General features: G+C 73.9%; 19 protein-coding genes. 10 read left to right on the top strand and 9 right to left on the bottom strand.

What is annotated here, in order from left to right; genetic code table 11:
• Nucleotides 1-14: 14 nt before the first annotated feature.
• From kduI to ACYQBY_RS19480, 4 genes are all read left to right on the top strand, one after another.
• The gene (gene kduI, locus ACYQBY_RS19495; protein ID WP_459645549.1) at nucleotides 15-854 is read left to right on the top strand and encodes a 5-dehydro-4-deoxy-D-glucuronate isomerase; all 840 of its coding nucleotides are present in this window, start codon (nucleotides 15-17) and stop codon (nucleotides 852-854) included.
• Between the two features lie 42 nt (nucleotides 855-896).
• Nucleotides 897-1,691, top strand: coding sequence for an IclR family transcriptional regulator (locus tag ACYQBY_RS19490; protein ID WP_459645548.1), 795 nt, complete (start codon nucleotides 897-899; stop codon nucleotides 1,689-1,691).
• A 77-nt stretch (nucleotides 1,692-1,768) separates the two neighbouring features.
• Complete coding sequence (locus tag ACYQBY_RS19485; RefSeq protein WP_459645547.1) at nucleotides 1,769-2,560, top strand: SDR family oxidoreductase; 792 nt, start codon at nucleotides 1,769-1,771, stop codon at nucleotides 2,558-2,560.
• A gap of 614 nt (nucleotides 2,561-3,174) precedes the next feature.
• Nucleotides 3,175-4,035: a M23 family metallopeptidase gene (locus tag ACYQBY_RS19480; RefSeq protein WP_459645546.1), complete on the top strand. Its 861-nt coding sequence runs from the start codon at nucleotides 3,175-3,177 to the stop codon at nucleotides 4,033-4,035.
• Nucleotides 4,036-4,094: 59 nt separating this feature from the next.
• Here the strand turns inward: ACYQBY_RS19480 and ACYQBY_RS19475 are convergent, their stop codons facing one another.
• The 5 genes from ACYQBY_RS19475 to ACYQBY_RS19455 all read right to left on the bottom strand — a co-directional run bounded on the left by ACYQBY_RS19475 (nucleotide 4,095) and on the right by ACYQBY_RS19455 (nucleotide 10,635).
• Nucleotides 4,095-5,369, bottom strand: a complete 1,275-nt coding sequence (locus ACYQBY_RS19475; protein WP_459645545.1) for a DUF1501 domain-containing protein — start codon at nucleotides 5,367-5,369, stop codon at nucleotides 4,095-4,097.
• A complete protein-coding gene (locus ACYQBY_RS19470; protein ID WP_459645544.1) occupies nucleotides 5,366-6,955 on the bottom strand; it encodes a DUF1800 domain-containing protein in 1,590 nt (529 codons plus the stop codon). Before ACYQBY_RS19470 ends, ACYQBY_RS19475 begins: the two co-directional genes overlap by 4 nt.
• A 364-nt stretch (nucleotides 6,956-7,319) precedes the next feature.
• A complete protein-coding gene (locus tag ACYQBY_RS19465) occupies nucleotides 7,320-8,708 on the bottom strand; it encodes an endo-1,4-beta-xylanase (RefSeq protein WP_459645543.1) in 1,389 nt (462 codons plus the stop codon).
• A 471-nt stretch (nucleotides 8,709-9,179) separates the two neighbouring features.
• The gene (locus ACYQBY_RS19460; RefSeq protein WP_459645542.1) at nucleotides 9,180-9,383 is read right to left on the bottom strand and encodes a cold-shock protein; all 204 of its coding nucleotides are present in this window, start codon (nucleotides 9,381-9,383) and stop codon (nucleotides 9,180-9,182) included.
• Nucleotides 9,384-9,555: 172 nt separating this feature from the next.
• Entirely contained in the window at nucleotides 9,556-10,635 is a 1,080-nt protein-coding gene (locus ACYQBY_RS19455; protein ID WP_459645541.1) for a fatty acid desaturase family protein, read from the bottom strand.
• A gap of 291 nt (nucleotides 10,636-10,926) precedes the next feature.
• On the opposite strand from ACYQBY_RS19455, the gene ACYQBY_RS19450 reads away from it, so the two are divergent.
• On the top strand, nucleotides 10,927-11,559 hold the full coding sequence (locus ACYQBY_RS19450; protein WP_459645622.1) for a TetR/AcrR family transcriptional regulator: 633 nt from the start codon (nucleotides 10,927-10,929) through the stop codon (nucleotides 11,557-11,559).
• 46 nt (nucleotides 11,560-11,605) lie between these two features.
• Here ACYQBY_RS19450 and ACYQBY_RS19445 read toward each other — a convergent pair whose 3' ends face one another.
• The 3 genes from ACYQBY_RS19445 to ACYQBY_RS19435 all read right to left on the bottom strand — a co-directional run bounded on the left by ACYQBY_RS19445 (nucleotide 11,606) and on the right by ACYQBY_RS19435 (nucleotide 13,286).
• Nucleotides 11,606-11,989, bottom strand: a complete 384-nt coding sequence (locus tag ACYQBY_RS19445; RefSeq protein ID WP_459645540.1) for an ATP-binding protein — start codon at nucleotides 11,987-11,989, stop codon at nucleotides 11,606-11,608.
• Nucleotides 11,990-12,134: 145 nt separating this feature from the next.
• Complete coding sequence (locus tag ACYQBY_RS19440) at nucleotides 12,135-12,851, bottom strand: GAF and ANTAR domain-containing protein (RefSeq protein WP_459645539.1); 717 nt, start codon at nucleotides 12,849-12,851, stop codon at nucleotides 12,135-12,137.
• A gap of 75 nt (nucleotides 12,852-12,926) precedes the next feature.
• Nucleotides 12,927-13,286, bottom strand: coding sequence for an STAS domain-containing protein (locus tag ACYQBY_RS19435; RefSeq protein ID WP_459645538.1), 360 nt, complete (start codon nucleotides 13,284-13,286; stop codon nucleotides 12,927-12,929).
• A gap of 234 nt (nucleotides 13,287-13,520) precedes the next feature.
• Between ACYQBY_RS19435 and ACYQBY_RS19430 the strand changes: the two genes are divergently transcribed.
• From ACYQBY_RS19430 to ACYQBY_RS19420, 3 genes are all read left to right on the top strand, one after another.
• Nucleotides 13,521-13,940, top strand: a complete 420-nt coding sequence (locus ACYQBY_RS19430; RefSeq protein WP_459645537.1) for an ATP-binding protein — start codon at nucleotides 13,521-13,523, stop codon at nucleotides 13,938-13,940.
• Nucleotides 13,941-14,040: 100 nt separating this feature from the next.
• Nucleotides 14,041-14,658 (top strand): hypothetical protein, encoded by a 618-nt coding sequence (locus ACYQBY_RS19425; protein ID WP_459645536.1) that lies wholly within the window; start codon nucleotides 14,041-14,043, stop codon nucleotides 14,656-14,658.
• Between the two features lie 74 nt (nucleotides 14,659-14,732).
• Entirely contained in the window at nucleotides 14,733-15,299 is a 567-nt protein-coding gene (locus ACYQBY_RS19420; protein ID WP_459645535.1) for a flavoprotein, read from the top strand.
• Nucleotides 15,300-15,361: 62 nt separating this feature from the next.
• Here the strand turns inward: ACYQBY_RS19420 and ACYQBY_RS19415 are convergent, their stop codons facing one another.
• Entirely contained in the window at nucleotides 15,362-18,289 is a 2,928-nt protein-coding gene (locus tag ACYQBY_RS19415; protein WP_459645534.1) for a glycosyl hydrolase, read from the bottom strand.
• Between the two features lie 262 nt (nucleotides 18,290-18,551).
• Here ACYQBY_RS19415 and ACYQBY_RS19410 point away from each other — a divergent pair, with 262 nt between their 5' ends.
• Nucleotides 18,552-19,964, top strand: coding sequence for a Tat pathway signal sequence domain protein (locus ACYQBY_RS19410; RefSeq protein ID WP_459645533.1), 1,413 nt, complete (start codon nucleotides 18,552-18,554; stop codon nucleotides 19,962-19,964).
• Nucleotides 19,965-20,313: 349 nt separating this feature from the next.
• On the top strand, nucleotides 20,314-21,606 hold the full coding sequence (locus ACYQBY_RS19405; RefSeq protein WP_459645532.1) for an ABC transporter substrate-binding protein: 1,293 nt from the start codon (nucleotides 20,314-20,316) through the stop codon (nucleotides 21,604-21,606).
• Nucleotides 21,607-21,615: the final 9 nt, after the last annotated feature.

Here is a 21,615-nt window from a genome sequence, read left to right as displayed (position 1 = left end):
CGGGAGGACCCCCCGTGGAACAGCGTTACGCCACCAGCCCCGAGCACGTGCCGGGCATGGACACCGCCGAGCTGCGCCGCCGCTACCTCGTCGAGGACCTCTTCGCCGACGACGCGGTGAACGCCGTCTACTCCCACCACGACCGCGTGGTGCTCGCCGGGATCGTGCCCGTCACCACGAGCGTCGCCCTGCCGACCTTCCCGGAGATCGCCAGCGAGGTGTTCTTCGAGCACCGCGAGGCGGGGATCGTCAACGTCGGCGGCCCCGGCACGGTCACCGTGGACGGGGAGTCCTACAAGCTGGAGCACGGCTCCTGCCTGTACGTCGGCCGGGGTGCCGTCGAGGCGTCCTTCGCCTCCCTCGACGCCACGGGCGAGGCGGGCCCCGCGCGCTTCTACCTGTTCAGCGCGCCCGCGCACACCGCGTACCCGACCACGCTGGTGGAGGCCGGCGGCGGCACGGTCCGGGAGCTGGGCGACCAGCTCACCTCCAACCGGCGCACCCTCAACCAGTACATCCACGCCGGGGGCGTGCGGAGCTGCCAGGTCGTCATGGGCGTCACCACCCTGCACCCGGGCAGCATGTGGAACACGATGCCCGCGCACACCCACGACCGCCGGATGGAGGCCTACCTCTACTTCGACCTGCCCGCCGAGGCCCGCGTCGTGCACCTGATGGGGGAGCCCACCGAGACCCGGCACCTGCTCGTCGCCGACGGCCAGGCGGTCATCTCGCCCAGCTGGTCCGTCCACTCCGGGGTCGGCACGGCGTCGTACAGCTTCGTCTGGGCCATGGCGGGGGAGAATCAGGCGTTCGACGACATGGATGGCTTCGCCATCACACAGATGCGCTGAGCGCGGCACCGCTCGGCGGACGACGAGGACGGGGTGGGGATCATGGCCATCGAGACGGTGCGCACCGCACAGGACGGTGCGGAGGTCCCCTCCTCGGCGGCCAACGCCAGCGAGAAGACGCTCCTGGTGCTGGAGGCGGTGCTGACGCACCCCCGCTTCACGGACATCGTGGAGGCGACCGGGCTGGCCAAGGCCACCACCCACCGCATCCTCGCGACCCTGCTGAACCGGCAGTTCGTGACCCTCGCCCCGGACGGCACCTACCTGCCGGGGCCGAAGGTCCTCGCCCTGGCGGGCCGGGCCCTGCAGCGCATCGACATCTCGGCGATCGCGCAGCCGTTCGTCGACGAGCTCGTCGAGCAGGTCCAGTGCACCGTGCACGTCGGGGTGGCCAACGGCGACGAGATCGTCTACCTGATCCGCGCCGACTCCGACAAGCCGTACCGGATGCCGTCGCGGCCGGGCCTGGCCATCCCCATGCACACCTCGGGCATCGGCAAGACCGTCCTGTCCGGCTACACCGACGACGGCCTGGCCCACTACGCCGCCCGCACCGGCCTGCCGGGGCGCACCCCGAACACCCTGACCACCCTGGAGGACCTGCGCGCCGAGATCGCGCAGGTCCGGGCCGTGGGCTACGCGCTGGACCGCGAGGAGAACGTGCCGGGCGTGGCGTGCGTCGCCGCCCCGGTCCGCGACCACACCGGCACCATCCGCTACGGCCTGAGCAGTTCCACCCTGACCCTCGAGCACACCCTGGCCGAGGTCGAGGCGATGGCGCCCCTCGTCGTCGCCGCCGCGGAGAAGATCTCCGCCGCCCTCGGCGCCACCACCTGACGGCGGGTCCGGGCCGCCGGCCTGCACGGCCGCGCACCCGGACCGCCCCCACCCGCGAGCACGGAGAGAGCACCCACATGACGACTGCCACCACCGGACCCACGGCCTACGTCGGGAGCCTCTTCGGACTGGAGGGCAGGCTCGCCGTCGTGACGGGCGCCAGCAAGGGCATCGGCCTGGCGATCGCCGGCTCGCTGGCCTGCGCGGGCGCGGACGTCATCGGCGTGAGCCACTCCCTGCCCGACGGCGACAGCGATGTCCGCTCCGCCGTGGAGGCCGCCGGGCGCCGCTTCACGCCCCTGCGGGCCGACCTGGCCGACCGCGCCCAGGTGAGCGCCCTCGCCGCCGACCTCGCCGCGCGCGGGGTGGACATCCTGGTCAACAACGGCGGCACGATCCGCCGCCGGCCCGCCGCGGAGCACCCGGACGAGGACTTCGACCACGTCGTCGACGTGAACCTGCGCGCCGCGTTCGTCCTCTCCCGCGAGGTGGGCCGCGCGATGATCGCCCGCGGCGGCGGGAAGATCGTGAACACGGCGTCGATGCTGAGCTTCCAGGGCGGGGTGTTCGTCCCCGGCTACACGGCCTCCAAGTCGGCGCTGGCGGGCCTGACGAAGGCGCTGGCCAACGAGTGGGCCGAGCACGGCGTCAACGTCAACGCCGTCGCGCCCGGCTACGTCGCCACGGACAACACCTCCGACCTGCGCGCCGACGGGGAGCGCAACGCCGCGATCCTGGCCCGCATCCCCGCGGCGCGCTGGGCGGACCCCTCCGACATCTCCGGGGCCGTGCTCTTCCTGTGCTCCCGCGCCGCCGACTACGTCCACGGCACCGTCCTGCCCGTCGACGGGGGCTGGCTGGCCCGCTGAGCGGGGTGGCGCAGCGGCGCGACCTGCCGCCGGTGCTCGTGGTGCTCGCGCCGTCCTCCGACGGCGCGGGAGCTCCCCCGGCGGTCCCTGCGCCGTCGTGCGCTCGCCGTGGGCGTCGTCGCCCACGGCGAGCGCGGAGGACCGGCATGTCGCGGCGCACGCCCACGTCGAGCTCCGGCACCGTGCGCACCGGGTGCCGCCGGGACCGTGCGTGTCCGGGCGCGGAGGGTCGCCACCGCGACAACCTGGGCGCCCCCTGTTCCCGGAGGCGGGTGACCCCGGCCGGATCCGGGGAACTCCACGCGTGTACTTCACGGATACGGCTGTACACCGTCACCCTCTGCACCTAGTTTGTGGCTCTGAGGGCACGCGCACACCGCCTCAGCACCGACGGCGGTCGCCCGGCACACCCTGAGGCGACCCGTCCTCACGACTCCATGGCACCCGCACCCGATCCAGAGGCGCTCGCGCGTGCACCCGGACACCCGGGTGTGCCCCGTGCGCGTGCCCGTCCTCCCGGTGCGCCTGCCACGACCGTCGCGGCGTGTGCCCCCGGCTAGGACGCCCGTCGCCGGCGACCAGGTACGCCACCTCCCGACAGGAGCGAGCCCACCGTGAAGAGATCGCCCACGACCGTCCTCGTACTCGTCCTGACCCTGCTCGCCGGAACGGTGAGCGCCGTAGCGGTCGCGCCCTCCGCGCAAGCCGCCCCGCTGTTCCAGCTCCCGTTCCCGTGTTCGCAGACCTGGCACGGGAACTCCAGCCGTTCTTCGGCGCACCGCTCCCACGAGATCGACTTCAACCGCGGTTCCTCCGCTACCGCCGACCTCGGCGACACCGTCGTCGCGGCCGCCGGTGGCAGGGTCCGCTCGGCCGGGTACCAGACCGGGAACGGCTACGGAAACCTCGTCACCCTCGACCACGGTGGCGGCTGGGTGACCTACTACGCCCACCTGAAGACGATGGCCGTGAAGACCGGTGAGCGCGTCCTCGCCGGTCAGGCGATCGGCGCACTCGGCAAGACCTCCGCCAAGAACCCGGGCATCACCCCGCACCTGCACTACGAGGTGCGGGCCTCGGGGGTCATCCAGAAGGCCACCTTCGCCGGTTCCACCTTCCGCTACCCCGATGCCTCCGTGAGGTCCGGCAACTGCGCCACCAGGCAGGATCCGCAGGAGCTCTGCGGAGAGGGCTTCGAGCAGATCGACTCCCGCGCCCTCGGCTCCCTGGGAACCGTGAACCTCGGATGGAAGGCGTCGACCAGGCAGAACTGCGTCACGACCCTGAAGTTCACCGGCACCGGTACCCGCTCATTCGCGCGCGCTTACCTGAAGCCCGCCGGGAGCGGTGCGGTCGAGCAGCGCGGGGACGTCCTCACCCATGCCGGACCCGTGCGGGCGAAGGCGCCGTCCTGTGTCGTCTGGGGCGGGACGATCGGTTCCACCGCCTGGACCAGCCCTTCCGAGCACTGCTGACAGCGCGCCCGAAGCGGCCCCGCCCCGCCCCGGTCAGCCGGGGCGGGGCGGGGCCGGTGTCAGGCGAACGCGCCGGCGAAGCGCGGGGTGAGCCCGGGGAACACCTCCGGCAGCTTCGAGGTGGACAGACCCGTCCGCTTCACGAGGATCTCCGCGAGCACGTTGCGGTAGTCCGTCGTGCCCCGCAGGTCGCCGTTGTCGAGGGCCGCGTCGGTCAGGCCCGGCCAGGTGCCGTGGACCTTCCCGCCGTTCAGGCCACCGCCGAGCAGCAGCACCGCGTTGCCGTGCCCGTGGTCGACACCGCCGGAGCCGTTCTCCTTGGCGCGGCGCCCGAACTCGCTCATGGTGACGACGGTGACGCGGTCGAACAGCGCCCCGAGGTCCCGCGCGAACGCCGCGAGGGCGGTGGACAGGTCGGTGACCTTGTCGGCCATCCAGCCGGTCCCGGCCCGTCCCAGCCCCGAGTGCATGTCCCAGTCGCCGACGTCGACGGTCAGCGCCTGCAGGCCGACGTTCGCGCGGATCAGCAGGGCCGCATCGGCGAGCACCCTGCCGAGGTCGCTCGTGGGGTACACGGCGCCGTTCTGCGGGCCGGTGCTGCTCCTCGCCACCGACGCGGCGGTGTCCAGCGCGGACAGGGTGAGCAGCGCCGTGGGCGCGGTGGGGAGGTTCGCCCCGGTGTGCAGCGCCTTCAGGGCGGTGTTCATGCGCGGGCCCACCCAGTCCGAGCCGGCCAGGCTGAAACCCTTCAGCGAGCGCATCGCCGTACCGCGCGCCGGACCCGCGAGGAGCGCGGCGGGGTTGCCCCTGCCGAGCTGCACGGCCTCGAACGCGGTGCCGGTGCCGGCGGCGCCGAGGACGCGGTTCAGCCAGCCGGTGCGGATGCCCGTGCCGGGTGCCGCGCGCTCCAGCTCTTCCGTCGCGCGGAAGTGGCTGCGCGAGCCGTCGGGGGTCCCCACGGCGTGGATCGCGGACATCTTCCCGGCCTTCCACAGCCCCGCCAGCGGCGCCATCGCGGGGTGCAGGCCGAAGCGGCGGTCGCCCGTGGGCAGGGCCGTGGTCCCGGGGACGGCGATGCCGGGGCGCAGCCGCGCGTAGTCCGGGTCGCCGACGGGGGCGACGACGCTGAGCCCGTCCATCCCACCGCGCAGCGACAGCACCAGCAGCACCGGCCCGTTCCACGTCCCCGTCGCGGCGTACGCGGCCTGGGTGGAGACCAGGGGCGCACCGGCGGCCGCGGCCGCGCCGAGGCCGCCGAGGCCCTTGAGGAAACCGCGCCGGCGCAGGCCCTCGTTCTCGGGGCAGCCGCAGCGCTGCTCGTCGGTGGTGTTCATCGCACGCTCCAGTGGGGGCTGTCGAGGACGAGGGCCACGAGGATCGGGAACATCCACGTGAGGTCGCCGGTGCTGCTGCTGACGGGTCCGCTGCCGCCGAGGAACGTCACCAGGGCGCCCCGGTGCGCGGCCGGGACCGCGATGCCCGGCAGCAGCCGCGCGACGAGCGCGTCGACGAGCGCGGCCCGGGTGGTGGGCTTGACCGGGCCCAGCAGGTGGTCGGCCAGCACCGGTGTGCGGACGCCGTCCTTCCACCACCCCTGCGCGAGACCGACGTGCAGGTTCCAGCGCCCGAGCGTCATCCCGGTGCCCTGCCAGGCGGCCGCCACGTCCGGGTAGCCGTTCGGCGGGGCCCAGCCGAGGGGCGCGTTGCCGAGGCCCTCCAGCGCCCACACGAACTGCGCCACGGCTCCGGCGTCACCGGTGTACGCGGTCACGGGGGCGATGCCGAGGGCGCGGACGGTGGCGACCAGGTCCTCGGCGGGCCGGCGCACCTTCTGCCCCGTGCTCGCGGCGAACTCGGAGGAGGAGAACAGGGCGCGCAGCACCGGCACGGTCGCGGTGCCGTTGTCCAGGTAGACCTTCGCGAGGCGGTCCACGAGCGCAGCGGGCGGGGTGTCCGAGACGAACCGGACCGCGAGCTTGGTGGCGATGCGGCGGGCGGTGGCGGGGTGGCGCGCGAGGTACCGGGCGAGGGACCTCGCCACGTCGAGGCCGCCCGCGGCGGTGGAGTTCGCGTGCGTCCAGCCCAGCACCTTGAGCGGGCCGACGTGGTGCCACTCGGGGCGGTACCGGAACGTGCCGAGGTTCGCGGCCGTGCCCCCGGTCCACGGGAACCACACGGTCAGGCCGCTGAAGGCGCGGGCCGCGTCCAGCACGTCGGCCTGGGTGTACCCGGCGTCGACGCCGACGGTGTGCAGCTCCAGGAACTCCCGCCCGTAGTTCTCGTTGGGCGCCTTGCCCTGCGAGGTCGCGTTGTCCAGGTACATCAGCATCGCCGGGGAGGTGACGCTGGCGAGGAGCATGTCCTCGAACCGGCCGAGGGCGTGGGCGCGGACGACGCGCTGGTCGTCGTCGGCCTTGGTGGCCCAGACGTCGCTGCTCGGGCAGGTGATGTTCAGGTGGTTGGACCAGAAGTCGGCCATGACCTCCAGGAGCTGGCGCCGGGACCACATCTGCCGGGCCAGGGTGGCGCGCACGACCTGCACCATCGAGTCCCAGTTGCCGTGGTTGCCGCGCGCGTGCAGCGCGGGCGGCGACGCCACCGCGAGGGGGTAGCGCTTCAGCACGGCGTCGCACGCGGCGTCCGCCACCGAGGCCGGCTGGAACTGCTGGTCCAGCCACCTCGAGGCACCCCCCGCGGCCCGCACGTCGGCGAGGAGCTCGGGGGTGGTGCCGAAGGTCGCACGGCGCAGCAGGTGCAGGGTCGCCGCGTCCGCCGTCGTCGAGGCGGAGGCGTCATCGGTCCCGAGCACGCCGCCCAGGCCGATCCCGGTCGCGGCCGCCAGTGCCACCCGCACGAGGCTGCGGCGGGGCGTCCCGGGCTGCGGGGCCGCCTCGGCGCCGGGGGCGGTGGTCTCGGTCATGCAGGTCCATCGGTGCCGCGGCCGCGGGACTGGAACCCCCTCACCCGCACGGAGCAGGGACGGGCAGGCGCCACGGTCCCCGGCGCCGACCCGGGCGATCCTCCGCACGATGTGGCGCGATCCCCGCCCGAACCCGGAGATGGGCGGGAGCGGGAGGCTCCTCTCCCGCCCGAACCCGGAGATGGGCGGGAATGGGAGGTCCACTTTCCGCCGAAACCCGGAGATGGGCAGGGATGGGAGGGTCATCTTCCGCCCAGACCTGGAGATGGGCGGGGTGGGGGTGGCGGGTCCGCGCCGGGACCCGGAGGAGGGCGGGCTCCGGTGTGCCCGGAACCCGCCCTCCTCGGGGTGCAGCCGTCGTGTGTCAGCCCGTGGTGCAGCTCACCGCGGGGCGGGCGGTGGAGTTGCCGTTGTGCATGACGGTGAACCCGAAGGTGTTGCCGCTGCCGTTGGGGCGCACGGTCATGACCTGCCCGGTGCTGTCCCAGGTGGCGGTGCCGTTCCAGACGGAGGACACCTTCTGCGGGGAGGTGAGCCGGACGGTGGCGACCCAGGAGTTCGTGCCGCTGACGGTCACCGAGCCGTTGTAGCGGTCCCCGTACGTCGCCGAGGTGGTGTAGGCCGCCGAGCAGGTGCCCGTGCCGGGCGGGGGCGTGGTGCCGCCGCTGGTCGTCCCGCCGAGGGCGCTCATGACGCCGAAGTACGCCGGCTTCTTGTTGCCGGAGCCGTCGAAGAGGAGCGGCGTGCCGCTCGCGCGCCACGAATCGGTGTCACGCACGCCCCACACCGAGATGCCGGTGCACCGCGTCACGGCGAGGCAGGCCTGGACGACGCCCTTGTACTGGTCGGACTGGCTGGTGCCGGAGCCCTCGATGTCCAGCTCCGTGATCTGCACGTCCACGCCGAGCGCGGCGAAGTTCGACAGGGTGGTGTGGTAGTTCGAGGGCACCGGGTTACCGCTGTTGAAGTGCGCCTGGAAGCCGACGCAGTCGATCGGGACACCGCGGGCCTTGAAGTCCCTGACCATGGTATAGACGGCCTGGGTCTTGGCGTGCGCCCAGTTGTCGGTGTTGTAGTCGTTGTAGCAGAGCTTGGCCCCGGGGTCGGCGGCGCGTGCGGCGCGGAACGCGGCCTCGATCCAGTCGTTGCCGGTGCGCTGGAGGTTGGAGTCGCGGCGGGCTCCGGTGCTGCCGTCGGCGAACGCCTCGTTCACCACGTCCCACGAGTGGATCTTGCCGCGGTAGTGCGTGGCGACCTTGGTGACGTGGTTGAGCATGGCGTTGCGCAGCGCGGTGCCGCCCATGTTCGCCATCCACGCCGGCTGCTGGGAGTGCCACGCCAGGGTGTGGCCGCGCACCTTCTTGCCGCGGGTGGTGGCCCAGTTCACGATCTGGTCACCCTGGGTGAAGGTGAACACGTTCTGCTGCGGCTCGGTGGCGTCGAGCTTCATCTCGTTCTCGGCGGTGACCATGTTGAACTCGCGGTTCGCGATGGTGGTGTAGGTCGCGTCGTTGAGCTTGCCGGCGGTCAGGGCGGTGCCGAAGTAGCGGCCCTTGTTGTCGGCGGCCCCCCACAGCACGGAGGCGTCGGCGGCGGAGGCTGTGGGGGCGGCCGCCACGAGCAGCGCACCGGCGAGGGGGAGGGTGAGCGCGCCGGTGAGCGCGGCGCTCAGCCGGCGCCGGGCGCCCCGTCGGACGCCGCGTCCCTCGTGCGCGCCCTCGGGCCGGTGTGCTCGCTGGATCGTCAAGGTCATCGTCTCCTCGTCATCGAGAAAGGCGGTCGGCCGCTGCGCCGGCGAGCGGCGCTGTGCACGGCTGTGGGCGCCGGACCTGCCCGGGGACGGGGATGCGGAGGCCTCCCCCGTGCCCCGTGAGCAGCGCGTCACCGCTGGTCCGGGTGCCGGAACGCTAATCCGCAGGTTCCGGAAGCGTCAAGCCCAGATTCCGGAACACTTCCGGGAGAACGCTCCCACGGAGTGGGTCGAGGTGACGCACGGTGGGGAGGAACGGGTTGCTGATGCTTCAACGACCACCCAGCGTCGCGGGGGGTTCAGGGGTGCTCAGGGTGAGCTGAAGATCTTCCGGAATCGCGCGCCAGCCTGCGCGGCGCGGCCCGGTGCGTACGGGCGGGCCGGCGGCCACGGGCCGGGCCGCCGTCACCGGACGCAGAACCGCCCGCCACCCCGGATGGCGGGGTGACGGGCGGTTCCGGAGAGCGGGGGTCGTCAGACGCGGCTGACCTGGCTGGCCTGGGGGCCCTTCTGGCCCGCCGTCACCGTGAACTCGACGCGGTCGTTCTCGTCGAGGCTGCGGTAGCCGCTACCGGTGATCTCGCTGAAGTGCACGAACACGTCCGCGCTGCCGTCGTCGGGGGAGATGAAGCCGAAGCCCTTCTCGCCGTTGAACCACTTCACAGTTCCCTGAGCCATGTGTCCTCCTGGATCGATGCTCCGAGCGGAGCTTGCCGCCGAGAGGCCGGCCGGATCGGCGGGCGATTTCTCTCGTGAAGATCCCGCGGCATTTCCGCACATCGAGAACTGCGACTCACCACAACAGTAGCACGGTGACCGCCCCTGACCACCAGGGCGGTTTCGCGGGACGTCAGCTGCGGAGCTGGGAGACCAGCGGGCAGCGGAAGGGGTGGCGCGCCTTGAGGCCCACCTCGTTGAGGTACCGCACGATCGCCCGGTAGGAGCCGAACAGCGTCGTCTCCGTGTACTGGATGCCGTGCTCGGCGCAGAACGCCCGCACGAACGGCTGGGCGCGGCGCAGGTTCGGGCGCGGCATGCTCGGGAAGAGGTGGTGCTCCACCTGGTAGTTCAGCCCGCCCATGAACAGGTTCACGAGCCAGCCGCCGGAGACGTTGCGGGAGGTGAGGACCTGGCGCCGGATGAAGTCGACCTTGGCGGTCCGCGGGACGATCGGCATACCCGTGTGGTTCGGCGCGAACGCGCCGCCCATGGCGAGCCCGAAGACGGCCATGTGGACGCCGAAGAACGCGGCGGCCCGGCCCGGCCCGAGCAGCGCGAGCAGGCCCGTGACGTAGACGGCCCAGTGCACCAGGATGAACGAGATGTCGATCCAGCGACCCTTCACGGGGCCCTTGGCGGCCAGTTTCTGGGTGCTGGCGACGTGCAGGTTCAGCCCCTCGAACGCCAGCAGCGGGAAGAAGAACCACCCCTGGCGGCGGGTGAACCAGGCCAGCAGGCCGCGGCGGCTCTCGGCGGCCTCCTCGTGGAAGGACAGCACCTCGGACTCGATGTCGCTGTCGATGCCGCGCTGGTTCGGCGCCTGGTGGTGGCGGTTGTGCTTGCCCATCCACCAGCCGTAGCTCAACCCGGCCACGAGCGCGGCGAAGATCCGCGCGGTGACCTCGTTGGTGCCGTGCGAGGCGAACACCTGGCGGTGGGCCGCGTCGTGCCCGAGGAACGCGAACTGCGTGAGCACCAGGCCCAGCGGGAGCCCGAGGAGCAGGACGAGCCAGGAGTCCGCCAGCAGCACGACGCCCGCGATCGTGGCGGCGAGGGCGGCGGTGGTCGCGGCGATGCGGACGACGTAGTGCCCGGTGCGCCGCTGCATCAGGCCGGCCGCCTGGACCTCCGCCGTCAGCCGGGCGTACGGGGTGCTCCGCCGCTCCCGCGCCGGCGGGCTGGTGGGGGCTGGGGAAGTGGTGGTGCTCAAGCGGTCCTCCTGGGTCCTGCGCTCGTTCGGTGCCGGTCTGGACGTGGAACCTGGTGCCGCGCGCAGAGCGGGGCCGCAGGAGCAGGCCGTTGCTGTCGCCGCGAGCCTCTCCACTGTACGTCTCCACTGTACGTATACAGTGTATGTGAACGCATGTCGGGAACAGGACGTTCCCGGTGCGTCGAACCGGAGGAGTATCCCGTGGTCCCAGCGGACAGGCACGGCCTACCGGGACAGCCATCCCCTGGACCGGCCGGCCGGCGCCGCTCCCCGCTGACCCGCCGCGACGTGATGGTCAAGGCCCTGGAGCTCATCGACGCCGACGGCGTGGACTCCCTGTCCCTGCGCAGGCTCGGGCAGGCGCTCGACCGCACCCCCATGACCCTCTACCGGCACGCCGAGAGCAAGAGCGACCTGCTCGACGGCGTCGTGGAGCTGCTGCTCGAGCAGGTGGTCCTGTACGCCGACGCCCCCGACTGGCGGGAGGAGCTGCGCTCCGCGGCCCACCGCTACCGCACCCTCGCGATGGACCACCCGCATGCCGTGCCCCTGCTCGTCACGCGCCCGCTGTCCACCCCGCTGGGGCTGCGGCCCCGGGGCACGCTGCGCCCGCTGGAGGCGTTCCTGCAGCTCATGACGCGCGCCGGCATGCCGGACGCGTCGGCGCTGGCCGCCTACCGCTCCTTCACCGCGATGCTGCACGGGCACGTGCTCGACGAGCTGCAGGAGGTCGTCGCCGACCCCGACGAGCACGACGACCTGCTGCGCCTCGGCCTGCACCGCCTGCCGCTGCACGAGTTCCCCAAGGTCCGCGGCCTGGCCCCGGCCTTCAGCGGCTACGACGGCACCGCCCAGCTCGACCGGGGCCTCGACATGCTGCTGGAGTCCATCGGCCGCTCGCTGCCGGAGGGCGCCTCCCGCTGAGCGGACCCGGCGGCGCACCTCACGCACGCAGGCCCGACGGCGCACCTCACGCACGCAGGCGGAACCAGGTGGTCTTGCCCCCGCCCGTGACGTCCACGCCCCACCGGTCGCTGAGCAGGTCGACCAGGGCGATGCCGCGCCCGGAGACGGCGTCCCTGCCCGACTCGCGCCGCAGCGGTGGCTGCGGGCTGCCGTCGCTGACCGCCACGACCAGCTCCGCCCCGCCGTCGCACTCCACGCGCAGCGCCACCGGCGGCGCGCCGTGCACCACCGCGTTGGTCACCAGCTCGCTGACCAGGAGCATCGCCTCGTCCTGGAGCGTGGAGTGGTGGTCGCCGCACCACACGCGGTCCAGGAAGGACCGGGCCTGCCGCGCCGCCTGCAGGTCCATCGGCAGCACCACCTGCGCCGCGGGGGTGGAGTCGCACACGGGGGCCTCGTCTCCGGATCGCTGGCGGCACCGGCAACGACGGACGTGCCGTCCGGCGGAACCGCCCCGGTGCCGCCAGTGTCGCACCCGCCGGGACCCGGCACGGCCGCTTCGCCGCTGCGGCCACCCGTGCGGGGCGGGCCCGTCAGCGGGCGGGCCGGGCGCCCGGTGGTCCCGCGACGGCCCGCACGATGCCCTGGGCGATCTCGCGCAGCTTCACGTTGCGCCCCTGCGAGGCCCGCGCGAGGATCTCGAAGGCCGCCTCCGCGTCGCACCGGTTCTGCGCCATGACCACCCCCAGCGCCTGGTCGATGACCGCCCGGCTGTCCATCGCCGCCCGCATGTCCTCGGCGAGCCGCGCCACGTCGGTGTAGGCCACCGCGTTGCCCACGGCCACGGCGAGGTGGGAGGCCAGCTCCGCGCCCAGCTCCACCGTGCCCGCGTCGAACGCCCCGGCGGTGCGGGAGTAGCAGTTCAGGGCGCCGACCACCGCGGTCTGCACGGGCAGCGGCACCGACAGCGAGCTGAGCACGCCGCGGGGCACCACGGTGGCGGCGTAGTCCGGCCAGCGGGTCTCCGTCCGCATGTCCTCCACGAGCAGCACCGTGCCGGTGGTCGCCGCCTCGATGCAGGGGCCGTACCCGCGCTCGTACTGCATCTCGTCGGCGTCCAGTGCGAGCTGCCCGGTGTACGCGGCCGTCCAGGCCTTGTCCCCGCGGACCAGGGTGCTCGACACCTCGTCCGCGCCCGGCAGCGCGTCCCGCGAGATCTCCACGAGGCGGTGCAGGACGTCGTCCAGGGAGCCGTCCCCGATCCGCACACCCAGCAGTGCGGTGGTCGTCGCAGCAGACAGTGCGGTCACGGCGGTCAGGCTACGGGGGCGGCAGCCGCCGCGCCGGGCACCCGGGGAAGATCCCCGTTCCGGTCGCGGGGGAGCTCACGCCCGCTCCCCCAGGAGCACGCCGGCGCCGCAGAGCCGCGCGACGCGCTCCAGGAAGGGGCTCGGGCGCAGGAGGGTCAGCTCGCCCCCGGCCGCCCGCAGGCGCTGCTGTGCGGCCACCATCGCGTCCAGCCCCCGCACGCCGCAGAAGATCAGGCCCGACACGTCCAGCCGGATGTCGACGTGACCCTGCTGGAGCTGCCCCTCCACCACCGCCTCCAGCAGCGGCGCGGTCTCGGCGTCCAGCTCACCCGTCAGGCACACCGTGCTGCGGGTGGTGTCCATGTCGACCGAGCACCGCAGCGCCGGCTCCACCGGGACGGTCCAGCCGACGGACGGCACGGTCTTCGGGTCCACGCCAGGCTCCTCCGCTCCCGCTCCGATGGCGGCAGGGGGTCCCGCGCCGGGCGAAGCAGACGTCACCCGGCGGCGGACGCCGGCGGGTGGAGGCTGCTGCCCAACCTGCGGACATCGTAACCGCCGCACGGGTGGACCCGGCCCGGGAGGAGCGCTTCGACGTGCGCGACGCGGCGACCTGACGTTGGGTGGGGCGAGCCGGCCGCCGAACGACACCACGACCAGGGAGGCCGCATGGACGACGACGGCCCCCGCGGATCCGGGCCGCCGGTCCGCGTCGACCTCGACGCGGACCTGTCCGCCGCCCGCACCGCCCGCGGCGTGCTGCGCCGCTGGTGCGAGCACCTCCGCCTCCCCCCGGACACCCGCGACGTCGTCCTGCTCGTGGGCAGCGAGCTCGTCACGAACGCGGTCGTGCACGGCAGCGGCCCCGTCCTGCTCCGCATCGGGGCCGACGCCGGGGCGCTGCTGCTGGAGGTCGGCGACTCCAGCCCCGCGGCCCCCCGGGCCAGGGCCGCCGGTCCCGGCGCCGTCGACGGCAGGGGCATCCACCTGCTGGCGCTCCTCAGCTCCGCGTGGGGCGTGCGCCCGGATGCGCCCGGCAAGACCGTGTGGTGCCGCATCCCCTTCGCCACCCCACCCCTCGCCCCCTGATCCCTCGTCCCTGACCCCTCGCCCCCCGGCCGCGCCGGCGCGCCGGGCCCGTGCGGGGCGCCCGTGCACCACCACGCGGCGGAACTGGGAGCATCGGGGCATGGGACTGGGCGGCGGGCCGAGCGAGTGGGACGAGTACGAGTGGGTCCGCCTCGCCGACCTGCCCGCCGAGGAGGGACCCCGGCGGGCCGGCAGGCGGGTTGCCCCCGAGCTGGTGACCGAGGGGCCCGACCCCTTCGCCGAGGCGCTGCGCGGCCTCGTGCGCGACTACCCCGTCTGGTCCGGCGGCGGGTCCGCGCGCGTGCTCCTCGTGGACCTGGACAACCTGCGCGCCTCGCCCGGCAGGCTGCGGGCGCGCCTCGGGGTCGTCGTCGAGCTGGCCCGTCAGGCCGACCACGTCGCCCTCGCGGGCCAGGTGGGGGCCGTCGAGAGGTCCCGGCCCTGGCTCGCCGAGTTCGCCGACCGCGCCCTGGCCGTGCCCGACGGCGCCGACGTCGCCGACCTGGTCCTGCTGCAGGCCGCCGCGGCCGTCCCCGGCGCGGTGGAGGTGCTCGTCGTGAGCAACGACGGGATCTTCGCCGAGCTGGCCGACCGGGGGGAGCTGACCGTGCTGTCGCCGGGCGTCGACGCCCTCAGCGACCGCCTGTACGGGGCGGCCGACCTGCTCGTGGACCTCGCCGCGCTGGAGAAGGAGGCCGCGGCCCTCGTGCCCGCGTGAGCCCGCCCCCGCCCGGCGCCGGGCGGGGACACCCCCGCGGGGCCCGCGGTGCTGCCCGCCCTACCGTGCTGCCCGTGGCGGGTGCGCGGGAGAGGCCGGTCCTGGGGCTGTCGTGCAGCGCGGCCGGCGGGGTGGAGGGTGTGCGGGCCGGGCTCGTCGAGCCGCTGCTGGCCGCGGGCTGGACGGTGACCGTCACCGCGACGCCCGCGGCGGCGGCCTGGCTCGCCGACCTCGGGGAGGACCGGCGCCTGGAGGAGGTCACCGGCCACCCGGTGCGCAGCACCCCCCGCCTGCCGCGGGAGCCGCGCCCGCACCCGGACCCCGACGTCCGGCTCGTCGCGCCGGCCACCGCGGGCACCGTCGCCAAGCTCGCGCTGGGCCTGGCCGACAACCAGGCCCTCACCCCGGTGTGCGAGGCGATCGGCGGGGGCGAGGTGCCGGTCGTGGTGTTCCCCTGCGTCAACGCCTGGCACGCCGGTCACCCCGCGTGGCAGGGGCACCTCGCGGCGCTGCGCTCGGCCGGGGTGCACCTGGTGTACGGCGGGGACGTGTGGCCGCTGCGCCGGCCGGGTGCGGCGCCGGTGGACCTGCCGTGGGGTGCGGTCCTGCGGGCGGTGCAGGCTGCTGCGCCCTCCACCTGAACCCCCCGCACCGCCGCCGGGGGCGGGGAGCGGGGGGTTCCGTGCGCGTCGTCCGCGCGCGCTCAGCCGGCGAAGGTCAGCCAGTTGAGGTTCACGAAGTCGGCCGGCTGCCCGGAGCGGAAGCTCAGGTACACCGTCCGCCTGCCCGTGACGGGGGCCACGTCCGCCGGCACGGTCCGCCACGTCTGCCAGCCGCCGGTGCCGCCGACGGAGGCGCTGCCCAGCAGCGTGCCGGTGGGGGAGTCGAGCCGGACCTCGACGGTGCCGCTCACGCCCGCCGCGGCGCCCGAGGCGACGCGCAGGTCCACCCGCCGGGGCGCGGTGGTGCCGAAGTCGACGCCGTCGAAGCGCAGCCAGTCACCGTTGCCGATCCAGGCGACGTTCTCCCCGCCGCCGGTGTCGGCCGTCGGCTCCCGCCCGGTGCCCGTCTGGGCGCTCGCGGCCTCGGCCTGGATCACCGAGCGCGCCGGGAGACCCCCCGGCGTGGGGGTGGGCGTCGGGGTCGGGGTCGGGGTGGGGGTCGGGGTGGGCGTCGGGGTGGGCGTCGGGTCGGTCCCCGTGCCGCTCCCGCCGCTCCACGAGTGGGCCCCGGTGGCCGCCGTCCGGCCCGGCTGCACCGTCAGCGTCGTGCCGTCCGAGAACCGCACCGTGCGGGCCGTGGCCCCCGTGTTCGCCGCGACGTACGTCCGCCGGCCGTCCTTGGTGAACACCGAGTACAGCGGGGTGTCCGCGGTCACGGTGGTGTCCACCCGCCCGAGCGCGTCGAGGCTGCGGATCCAGTGGAAGGTGTGCGCCTTCGACTCGCCCTCCTCGGGCGTGTAGCCGGCGTCCCGGCGGAAGGCCGCCAGGGCCAGGTCCGGGCGGGAGAGGGCCTGGAACGACCAGATCACGTCCTTCCACACCTGCGCCGGGCCGCCGTTGACGCGCTCCATCTCGGCGATGTTGCGGTCGACGTACGCCGGGTCGTAGCCCAGGTAGAGCGACCCGCCGGTGATGGGCAGCATGTTGATGCCCTGGATCATCTCCGGCTCCGCGGTGAACCAGGTGGAGTACGCACCGCCGTCGCCCCACACCATGCCGACGGTGTCGTGCCCGAAGGCGGCCGGGTAGTTCTCGTTGCGGGAGTCGAACCAGTACTCCTGGATCGCCGCCGCCTGCGTCGTCCAGATGTGCAGGCCCGCGTCGCGCATCGCCGTGTTGCCCGTGGCCTGCCCGAACTGGATGAGCGCGGCGGCGAAGTTCTGCCCCTCCGAGGAGGACTCCTGGTTGTTGCCCGAGCCGAACGCCGCGTGGCCCGACGCCCAGTCGTGACCCGCGAAGATGTCGAAGTCGCGCAGGAACGGGAACCGGGTGTCGTTGCGGTCGTAGTTGTTCGCGTCCCGCACGAGGGTGTCCACCATGCCGCCGTAGGCGGTGCCCGACGCCCACGCCGGGTCGAACTTCGCCACGACCGCAGCCGCGGCGACGAAGTAGCCGTAGTGGAAGTGGTGGTCGTTGAGCTCCTGGTCCGAGCCGTAGGAGGCCGGGTACCCGATGAGGGTCTTCCAGTTCGGGTCGTAGGCGAACAGCCGCTGCGCCTCGCCGGGGGAGGCGGTGAACCAGTCGGTGAGCCGGGTCCGCATCGCGGCGACCAGGTTGTCCCGCACGTCCCTGCGGCCCAGCTGGTCGGCGATCTCGGCGACGCGCGCCGCGCGTCCCAGCGCCTTGCCCTGCCAGTACGTGTCCGGGCCGAAACCCGCCAGCGGGTCGCCCGTCGCGAACTGGTCGAGGTAGCCGTCGAGGGTGGCGCCGTCGGCCGAGGACAGCCCGACGGCGGGCAGCTCGGGCAGCACGCCGGTGTAGCGGATGGCCGTGGTGAAGGAGCCGACCCCCGTGAGGGTGCGCATCTGCCCGCGCGGGGAGACGTAGGCCGGGGTGGCCGCCGTCGCGCCGCTGAGGTTGCGCCACTGGTGGGGGTACAGCGCCACGGCGGTGCCGGTGCCGGTGCCCTCCATCGCCTGGGTGGTGAAGGCGTACGTGGCGCGCACCGTGCTGGAGGGCTGGTCGAACGCCCAGCTCACCCGGGTGCCCGTGACGTGGTTGTGGGCGTAGGGCGCCAGCCGCTGCAGGGCGGCCACCCGCTCGGCCGCGGTGGAGGAGGGGGTGGTGGGCAGGACGGCGACGGAGAAGTAGCCCCTGCCCGCGAGGTTGGAGGTCAGCGCGGTGGCACCGACGTTCCAGGCCGACCCGGACGGCGCGAAGGCCACGTAGTCGTGCCCGCGCACGGTGAAACCCACGGTCGGGCCGTTGTTCGACCAGACGGTGGGCGTGCCCGCCAGCGCGATCCGGGCGTCCCCGCCGGTGGCCCGCGCGTGGACGAAGGGCAGGCCGTGCCCGATGGTCGTGCGCAGCGTGCGGGTGCCGTCCGACCAGAGGGGGGTGACCGTCCAGTCCGTCCAGCCGTCCACCTTCGTGTCGGGGGAGTTGAGGCCCGCCACGCCGATGGTGAGGTCGGTGCTGTGGGAGTAGTGGAACTCGCTCGGCCCGCCGGCGCTGCCGCTGATGCTGGGCGTCGTGGTGTAGGAGACGTCGAGGCCCCCGGCGACCGCGTCGAAGGACATGGGGTGCGCCGCCAGCGGCTGGGAGTAGGCGCAGTCCGTCCGCTTGAACAGCAGCGAGGACCACCAGTCGTTGGTGGGGACGGGTCCGGCGGGAGCGTTGGCCGTGACGTGCTGGCGGGGGTTGGCGGTGAGGCCGGCGCAGGGGGAGGTGGGACCGCTGGCTCCCGCCGGCAGGGTGTCGGCGTAGCTGCCGCGCCCGACGGTGGCCGCGCCCGCGGGGGTGGAGGCCAGGCCGACCAGCCCGGCGAGGCCGATCGAGAGGGTCATCGCCGCGGCGGCGGTGCTGCGCGCCGCTCGGTGGCACGCATCGTCGCGTGTGGGGGACACGTGTGCTCCAGGGGAGTGCGGAGAGGGGGGACGCGGCCGCTGCCTGCGTCGGGAGAGCTTCATCGTGAGGACGCCGGTACGGGTTGTCAACGCGGGGGCGACGTGTCGGTCACATCCTCGTAAACGTTTCCGGGGTTGCGGGACAGCGTATCCGCGAGACGAGCTACCGGCGGGGGCGTCGTGGGCGACCGGGGCGGCCCATGTGCCGGTCACGAACAGGTAACGATGCGCCGCCCCCTTGTGGGACCGGTCTCACCAGGCTTACCGTCCCTCCAGGAAACGTTTCCGAGGCATCGTGGCCCGGACCGGATGGAGGCACGCCGCAGTGATCCCCTCGACCGACCCCCTCCGCGGTGCAGGCACCGCGACCCGGCGCACCGTCCTCGCGGGTGCCCTCGCCCTCGGGAGCGCCCTCGGTGCCGGCGCCGCACCGGCCGCGGGGGCGGCCCCCGCCGCGGGGCCCGCCCGGCCGCTGCCGCCGGGCCGCTCCGTGGACGCCGCCTACGCCTTCCTCGACCGCATGAGCGGGGCGTACGCCCCGGCGGGGGAGCCGCGCCTGGCGCAGAGCTACGCGGACCAGCTCGGGTTGTTCTCCACGGCGTTCGTCTACGACAACGCCCTGGCCGTCTGCGCCTACCTCTCCGGCCCCTCCGCGGCGCACCGCGCCCGCGCCGTCGAGCTGGGCGACGGCCTGCTGTACGCGATGGACCACGACCCCGTGCACGACGACGGCCGTCTGCGCCAGGGCTACAACGTCGGGCCGTACACGTTCTACGACGGCACGCCCCAGCCGCACCGACTCGTGCTGCCGAACGGGGACGCCAACGTCGGCTCCCAGTTCGGCTTCCTGGGCACGGCGGTGGGGGACATGGCCTGGCCCGGTATTGCGCTGGCCCAGCTCGCCGTGCACACACGTGCCGAGCGCTTCCTCGACGGCGCGCTGCGCATCGCGCGGTGGATCCTCGACAACGCGGTCAACCCCGGGACCCTCGGCGGGTACTCCTTCGGTGTGGACGCCGCGAACCGTCGTGTGCCGAACGTGTCCACCGAGCACAACATCGACGTGTACGGCTTCTTCCGCATCCTCGCCCGCCTCACCGGCGACGACGCCTGGAGCGCCCGCGCCGAGCGCGCCCTCGACTTCGTGGAGCGGATGTGGGAGCCGGCCGAGGGGTTCTTCTTCACGGGCAGCAACGACGGCTCGACCGTCAACCGCAGCCCGCGGCCCCTCGACCCGCAGACGTGGGGGTGGCTCGCCCTGCGCGACGCGCGGTTCGCCGGTGCGCTCGACTGGGCGGCGACCGCCCTGGCCACGACCGACACCCCCACCTCGCCGAACAGCCAGCTCCCGGCCGGGTTCACGGTGAGCGGGGTGACGTTCAGCGACGTCAGCAAGGTGTCGACGGCGAGCTACAACGGCCGGCAGGTGGACCCGCACGGGGTCTGGCTGGAGGGCACCGGTCAGCTCGCCGCCGCGTGGCGGGACCGGGGCGCACCGGGCGACGCAGCCCGGGCCGGGGACCAGCTCGCCCAGATGCGCTCGGTGCAGGCCGTCCTGGGGCAGGGGCAGACCGTGGGCGGGGTGGAGCTCCCCCCGGCGTCGGGTCTCGTGGCCGCCAGCAGCCTGATCGACACGGGGTTCGGCTTCGGCTACTTCCAGGTCCAGCACGTCGGCGCGACGGCCTGGTACCTCATGGCCGCCCGCGGGAAGAACCCGTACCAGTTCTCCGGGCTCTGACCCGCGGGGGCACGGGCCCCGGCACCTGATCGACGGCCGCCCGGCGGCGGGGAGAGCTCCCCGCCGCCGGGCGTTCAGGCGTGCCCGCTCCCGGTCGTGATCCGCTGTGCCGCAGCGGGTCAGCGAGGTTCGTCTCGATCCGGCAACGGGGTTTGACAGCGGCCCACCGGCGGGTCGATGCTCACGACACCGCGGTGAGACCGGTCCCATTCCTGGGTCGGGAGGCGCCGGCCCGCAAATGGGACCGGTTCCATCGCGCGGACCACCCCGCTCAGCCCGCCCCGGAACCCGGGTCGCCGGCAGCGGTGACAGGCGGCACCGCAGCCGCCCACGAGTCGAAGGAGTCGACGTGCGCAACACCAGGAAGCCGTGGCTGGCCCTCGTCGCGGGGATCGCGAGCACCGCACTCCTCGCCGCCTGCGGCGGGAACGACGCCGCAGGGACCGGCGCCGGGGACGGGAAGACCACGCTCACCATCGCCACGTTCAACGAGTTCGGGTACGAGGCGCTCCTCGAGGAGTACCAGGCGGCCCACCCCGGCATCACCATCGAGCACCGCAAGGCCGCCACGACCAACGAGGCGCGCGACAACATGAACACCCGCATCGCGGCGGGTGGCTCCGGCCTGGCCGACGTCGAGGCCATCGAGGTCGACTGGCTCCCCGAGCTCATGCAGTACCCGCAGCACTTCGCCGACCTCACCGACCCCGGGGTCGAGGGCCGCTGGCTGGACTGGAAGCGGGAGCAGGCCACCACGGAGGACGGCAAGCTCATCGGCTACGGCACCGACATCGGCCCCCAGGGCATCTGCTACCGCTCCGACCTGTTCGCCGCCGCAGGCCTGCCCACCGACCGCACCGCCGTCGCGGAGTTCCTCGGGAGCACCTGGGAGGACTACTTCAGGGCCGGCGAGCAGTTCGTCGCGAAGTCCGACGCCGCGTGGTTCGACTCCGCCGGCGCCACCTACCAGGGCATGGTCAACCAGGTCGAGGCCGCGTACGAGAAGCCGGACGGCACGCCCGTCCCCCTGGACCAGAACGCCGAGGTGAAGAAGCTCTACGAGACCGTCCTCGACGCCTCCGTGGACCGCGGCCTGTCCGCCGGTCTCACCCAGTGGAGCGAGGACTGGACCAACGCCTTCCAGAACGACGGCTTCGCCACCATGCTCTGCCCCGGCTGGATGCTCGGCGTCATCGAGGGCAACGCCGCCGGCGTGGAGGGCTGGGACATCGCCGACACCTTCCCCGGCGGCGGCGGGAACTGGGGCGGCTCGTTCCTGACCGTGCCCGCGGCCGGGAAGAACGTCGACGCGGCGAAGGAGCTCGCCGCGTGGCTCACCGCCCCGGAGCAGCAGCTCAAGGCCTTCAAGGCCAAGGGCACCTTCCCGAGCCAGGCCGAGGCGCTGGAGAGCCCGGAGCTGCTGGCCGGGACGGACGAGTTCTTCAATGGTGCCCCGACCGGGCAGATCCTCGTCAACCGCGCCAACGCGGTGACGGTCACGCCGTTCAAGGGCCCGAACTACTTCGCCATCCACGAGACCGTCTCCGACGCGCTCACCCGCGTCGACACCGAGAAGACCGACGACGCGGCCGGCTCCTGGGCCAAGGCCGTCCAGGCCTACGGCGAGCTCGGCCTGAGCTGACCCGGACCG

The organism is Kineococcus anabasis (assembly GCF_054590795.1).
The sequence above is the reverse complement of the archived record's forward strand: the minus strand, read 5'-3'. Positions and strand labels throughout refer to the sequence as shown.

Excerpts from the sequence above, each read along its gene's own strand:
- ACYQBY_RS19415 (WP_459645534.1), bottom strand. The coding sequence starts at position 18,289 with ATGAAGCTCTCCCGACGCAGGCAGCGGCCGCGTCCCCCCTCTCCGCAC.
- ACYQBY_RS19475 (WP_459645545.1), bottom strand. The coding sequence starts at position 5,369 with ATGAACACCACCGACGAGCAGCGCTGCGGCTGCCCCGAGAACGAGGGC.
- ACYQBY_RS19485 (WP_459645547.1), top strand. The coding sequence starts at position 1,769 with ATGACGACTGCCACCACCGGACCCACGGCCTACGTCGGGAGCCTCTTC.
- ACYQBY_RS19490 (WP_459645548.1), top strand. The coding sequence starts at position 897 with ATGGCCATCGAGACGGTGCGCACCGCACAGGACGGTGCGGAGGTCCCC.
- ACYQBY_RS19425 (WP_459645536.1), top strand. The coding sequence starts at position 14,041 with ATGGGACTGGGCGGCGGGCCGAGCGAGTGGGACGAGTACGAGTGGGTC.
- ACYQBY_RS19430 (WP_459645537.1), top strand. The coding sequence starts at position 13,521 with ATGGACGACGACGGCCCCCGCGGATCCGGGCCGCCGGTCCGCGTCGAC.
- ACYQBY_RS19470 (WP_459645544.1), bottom strand. The coding sequence starts at position 6,955 with ATGACCGAGACCACCGCCCCCGGCGCCGAGGCGGCCCCGCAGCCCGGG.
- ACYQBY_RS19465 (WP_459645543.1), bottom strand. The coding sequence starts at position 8,708 with ATGACCTTGACGATCCAGCGAGCACACCGGCCCGAGGGCGCGCACGAG.
- ACYQBY_RS19450 (WP_459645622.1), top strand. The coding sequence starts at position 10,927 with ATGGTCAAGGCCCTGGAGCTCATCGACGCCGACGGCGTGGACTCCCTG.
- ACYQBY_RS19460 (WP_459645542.1), bottom strand. The coding sequence starts at position 9,383 with ATGGCTCAGGGAACTGTGAAGTGGTTCAACGGCGAGAAGGGCTTCGGC.